Below are 4,099 nucleotides of genomic sequence, written 5' to 3' on the forward strand. Positions count from 1 at the left end.
AATACCATTAAAAAAATGAAAAATAATTTAAAGCTATCCAGAAAAGCAAAATAGTACTCACTTTTTCAAAAGCGAAAAAACTCTCTAAACCCCTGTAAAATAAGGGGTTAGAGAGTTTTTGTTTTAATTAAGTGTCAAACTCGAGATATTTTATTATAGTTATAGTATAGCGCGACTTATGAAAAAAGTGAAGCCTTTTGCATGAACTTTTTTCACAAAGTTTAAAGTTATGTATCTAAAGTCACTAGCGTCGCATAAATATAATTAGAATATGCTGAACAACCTCCAATTATTTTTTTGACAAAAAAGGAAGCACCTGAATAAAGGTAGTAATCATCCGTTTTTTAACTATTTTAAAATTCAGAGCGACAGATAGTGGGTTAGATGCCTCACGGCACTGATTTTCCTTGAATCGCACTTATCCACACATGAGGAGAATTCCATAAACTCGCTTTTAGTGAGCGTGTAATCCTTAGATAGGTCTTTTCACTATTTGTTTCAAGGTGAATGAGAACATACAAACAATAAGTAATCAGCGCGGCATATATCTGATTATGTACTGCTTGCTCACTTCTGCCATAGAAAGTCTTAATGTTCAGATGTTGCTTAATCCATTTGTAGAAAAGTTCGATGGTCCAGCACGATTTATACATGTCCGCGATATGTTTAGCACTTAAGTCAAATCGATTAGTAATGAGATTCAGTATGTCATCTTTGTTGTCATAACACGCGTGTTGATTAACCGAATACTTCCAAACTAAACACATGAAAAAAAGAGACGCCTCTTGTAAAATGTAAGTGACTAAACCAACATTTACGAAACGAGGCATCTCTCATGAACAAGCATACCACGCTCAGGACATTAATTCAAAACTTTCTTACAGAAGAAGAACTTCAAGCAATCCTAGAAGAATTTCAGTACAAGGAAAAGGCACGTAAGTGCACGGTTGCTGTCATTTTATCTTATCTTGTTCATTCTGCGGCAAATGAATGGAAGAGCCTCCGTCATGCGGCGGATGTTGGCAGAAGTGTTGGATTGACGGCAGTTGATCATTCTTCTTTGTCTAAACACTTGAAAGGGCTGAATTATGCGATTGTTAAACGTGTCATGGAAGTGATGATTGGTAAGTTAAATCGTGCGGCCCGTCGCAAATTAAAACTTCCCAAAGCGCTTCTTTCGATTGACTCCACGACAATTACAGTCGGAAAAACACGCTTACCATGGGCTTTATATCACGGAGAACGTGCTGGTATTAAACTTCATGTCGGGTTCACGAATGAAACCGACATGCCTCTCCACGTCGTCGAAACGACCGGTTTAAAACATGATGGCCCTATCGGAAAAGAACTCGAAGATTCTCGTTTCATTTTAGTTGGTGATCGTGCTTATTTCTCCATCGATAAGGTCGATGACTATCTAGAAAATGGGCAAGACTTCGTCTTTCGCTTAAAGGATAATATTCAACTGAACCGGAAGAAATCTTTAAAAGGAAGGCGGCCCGAAGGGTCCAACGTGATCGCTGATTTCACTTGTAGACTCGGAACACCGCAGAAGCAAACCAAACAACGTCATCGCGTTGTACAGTTTCTGGATTACGAAGGCCAAGTACTCAGCGTCATTACGAGTTTGATGAATGTGACAGCTGAAGAGGTGGCCGGCATGTATAAATCTCGATGGGCAATCGAATCTTTCTTTCGGTGGGTAAAACAGAACTTAAATGTACCGGTTCTATTTGGTACAACTGAAAACGCGGTATTCAATCAACTATTCGCTGCATTGATTGCGTATGTTCTACTGAAATTCCTACATACACACGGAAGCAAAGGAGCCTACTGTAAGCCCTTGTCCTTCACAGGCTTCTTACGCCTGCTTCTTTGTGATGCCTTGCCGATAGAATGGCGCTTAGAAATCAGCGAATTAGCGAAATGGCAGCAGAAACTCGCGACTGGAAATCTGTATAATTATGGTTAATCAACACGCGTGTTGTCATAAATCTTTATCAATCTAAAAGTGTTCTCGCATCGTGCTTGAGTGGAACCAATAACAATCATTTCGTCAGAAATGGCATCTGAGTTTTCAGGCAGTTTGATGGTCTTTAACGAACGAATAACGGCATTTTTTCGAAGACGCGTAAGAAAGTAATAGCCTTCATCAGCCATTTGGTCAAATTTTTTGTAGTCTAAATATCCACAATCAAACACATACATGTAGGATTTATCATCAACAAAGACTTCTAGTTGCGATCGGTCGTGCGTCTTAGTCTTTATAAGAATCACTTGATCAGGATATGAACAACCCTTCTCAACAAAGACAAGGCGCAGATGTAATTTCGCTCCCACTTTTATCTGTCGAAACTCCGCCCATGGATATCTTTAGAGATTCAATGGTAGCGCACTTGAATCAATAACCTTAAGGTGCATTGTCACTTTTCGTTGATGATTAAAATCCGTTTTTACCTGGATATCGGCAACTAACTTAAGAAAAAGAGATCTAAAAAATTCCGTTGGAATTTTATTTAATCGACGTCCTAATTGCGAAAAGCTGATTGAACCAAGGTCCGTTTCTTTTTGAAGATTCTCAGAAAATAAGTGGTCACTTAAAGCACGTAAACTGTTCAAAATTAACAAGCAAAAATTGTTCAAAAGTTCTTGACGGTGACATTGATCCTTTCGTTACTTGAAAAGCAACGGTTGATTTCGTCTGTGTTTTTTTATTGTTCATTTGGTGCTGCGATTCACTCTTTAAAGTGACGGGTACAATATCTTGTTTATTGGTCATAAAATTATCCTCCATTTCAATAAAGTTAACTTTATTGTAAATGGAGGATGGCACAAAAGGTATATACTCGTTCAATTGGCGCTTACATTTGTTCTTTTTTACTACGTATGTACACCTTCTTCAATTCTTTTTGCGCAGATAGAAGCGCGCGTCCTTCTTGAACAGCGCTATTCGCATAATAATCATTTAATCCGTAACGTTGCTTTAACCGTTGATGGATGGAGACAGAACTTTTCGCTTTCACGCCCCTAAGCTCCCGGACCTCCGCTTGATAGCGAAAATGTTTAGCTTGATTAAACACCCGGAGGGTGTGATCCATGGACATAACAAAATCAGGGTCGATTTTATGCTTATATAAGCGATTTGAAAAAATAGCCTTCATACCCATGATACCCACCTTCTCTTTGTTTTGTGACGATCACTGTTAATGCTTTAATTATACCATTAGGAATATATGTTTGTCACTTCAAAAATATTCAAAACAAGCGATTCATCACCCACCTCGTGCTAACGCACTTGAGGAAGGTGTCTTCTCGCCTTAATGCGATAAACATTATAGCACCAAGAAAAAAGCGCCTTCTCTCTTTAGGAAATAACCGTCTGTTTCAAACTATTTATCCCTTGATATATTCTCTTTAAGTGTATAGATTATTGTAATTCCTGCACCTACAATAAAACCAATCCAAGAAAAGTATGAGATGCCAAATAGACGTTCAATACTACTTTTGTTTAGGATTATTCCATCAACTAATATTGATAACATAACAATAATAAATCCTAACCACTGCATTACTTTATTAATTCTCTTCTTCTGCTTTTCCAAATTAACGCCTCCTTACTCAATATTTCTGCGTCTATCGTGCATGAAGAAATATTCTAATAGAACAATTGCTCCCGATACTTTCTATAGAATGTTTATTAATGCTTTTAAGAGGGGGAATTTAGGATTCCTAAATTAACTTGGTTCCTAACGTGTAATTGTTGAAGTTTCTATATAAATATCTCCTGCTTTGAAGTATATAAATAGTCATTTTTGAAATATTATATTAACTGATTAGTAGTTAACTCAACTTTCGCACCCCAAAATTGGCAGGTAGGCCTTGATGTAGCTAGGCAAGGCATCATACCATTGTTGGAGTTGCTTTTTGATAATATTTTGTATTTTATTATTTGTTTGTTTAAGGGTATCTTCAAGAAGCTCGAAGAGCTGATATAATGCATGAGGCCAATCAAGTTCATTAATTTCGTCACTTAATTCATAAAAGATACCACCTAGTGTTCGATCATCATTATGGCAGCGGTTTTGCCATGAAAGGGTGA

The 4,099-nt window shown here is 37.5% G+C and carries 6 protein-coding genes and 2 pseudogenes; 1 reads left to right on the plus strand and 7 read right to left on the minus strand.

Annotated features, from left to right (window positions below; genetic code table 11):
• Nucleotides 1-389: 389 nt before the first annotated feature.
• A pseudogene (locus BM098_RS12975) lies at nt 390-722 on the minus strand (transposase); the annotation flags it as partial.
• Nucleotides 723-835: 113 nt separating this feature from the next.
• Between BM098_RS12975 and BM098_RS12980 the strand changes: the two are divergent.
• Entirely contained in the window at nt 836-1,972 is a 1,137-nt protein-coding gene (locus BM098_RS12980; protein WP_089834044.1) for an IS4 family transposase, read from the plus strand.
• Here BM098_RS12980 and BM098_RS14020 read toward each other — a convergent pair.
• The 6 genes and pseudogenes from BM098_RS14020 to BM098_RS13005 form a co-directional block, all read right to left on the minus strand.
• Nucleotides 1,969-2,340, minus strand: coding sequence for a transposase (locus BM098_RS14020; RefSeq protein ID WP_159430202.1), 372 nt, complete (start codon nt 2,338-2,340; stop codon nt 1,969-1,971). The two genes, BM098_RS12980 and BM098_RS14020, sit on opposite strands and share 4 nt — an antisense overlap.
• 33 nt (nt 2,341-2,373) lie before the next feature.
• Entirely contained in the window at nt 2,374-2,619 is a 246-nt protein-coding gene (locus BM098_RS14025; protein WP_407645485.1) for a hypothetical protein, read from the minus strand.
• Complete coding sequence (locus BM098_RS12990) at nt 2,594-2,779, minus strand: hypothetical protein (RefSeq protein ID WP_089834049.1); 186 nt, start codon at nt 2,777-2,779, stop codon at nt 2,594-2,596. Before BM098_RS12990 ends, BM098_RS14025 begins: the two co-directional genes overlap by 26 nt.
• Before the next feature lie 82 nt (nt 2,780-2,861).
• On the minus strand, nt 2,862-3,167 hold the full coding sequence (locus tag BM098_RS12995; RefSeq protein WP_089834051.1) for a hypothetical protein: 306 nt from the start codon (nt 3,165-3,167) through the stop codon (nt 2,862-2,864).
• 222 nt (nt 3,168-3,389) lie between these two features.
• Nucleotides 3,390-3,602 (minus strand): hypothetical protein, encoded by a 213-nt coding sequence (locus BM098_RS13000; RefSeq protein WP_089834053.1) that lies wholly within the window; start codon nt 3,600-3,602, stop codon nt 3,390-3,392.
• 243 nt (nt 3,603-3,845) lie between these two features.
• Nucleotides 3,846-4,099: pseudogene (locus BM098_RS13005) on the minus strand (IS4 family transposase); the annotation flags it as partial.

This window comes from Halolactibacillus halophilus (genome assembly GCF_900115605.1).
GTDB classification, from domain to species: Bacteria; Bacillota; Bacilli; order Bacillales; family Amphibacillaceae; genus Halolactibacillus; species Halolactibacillus halophilus.

Excerpts from the sequence above, each read along its gene's own strand:
- BM098_RS12980 (WP_089834044.1), top strand. The coding sequence starts at position 836 with ATGAACAAGCATACCACGCTCAGGACATTAATTCAAAACTTTCTTACA.
- BM098_RS12990 (WP_089834049.1), bottom strand. The coding sequence starts at position 2,779 with ATGACCAATAAACAAGATATTGTACCCGTCACTTTAAAGAGTGAATCG.
- BM098_RS12995 (WP_089834051.1), bottom strand. The coding sequence starts at position 3,167 with ATGGGTATGAAGGCTATTTTTTCAAATCGCTTATATAAGCATAAAATC.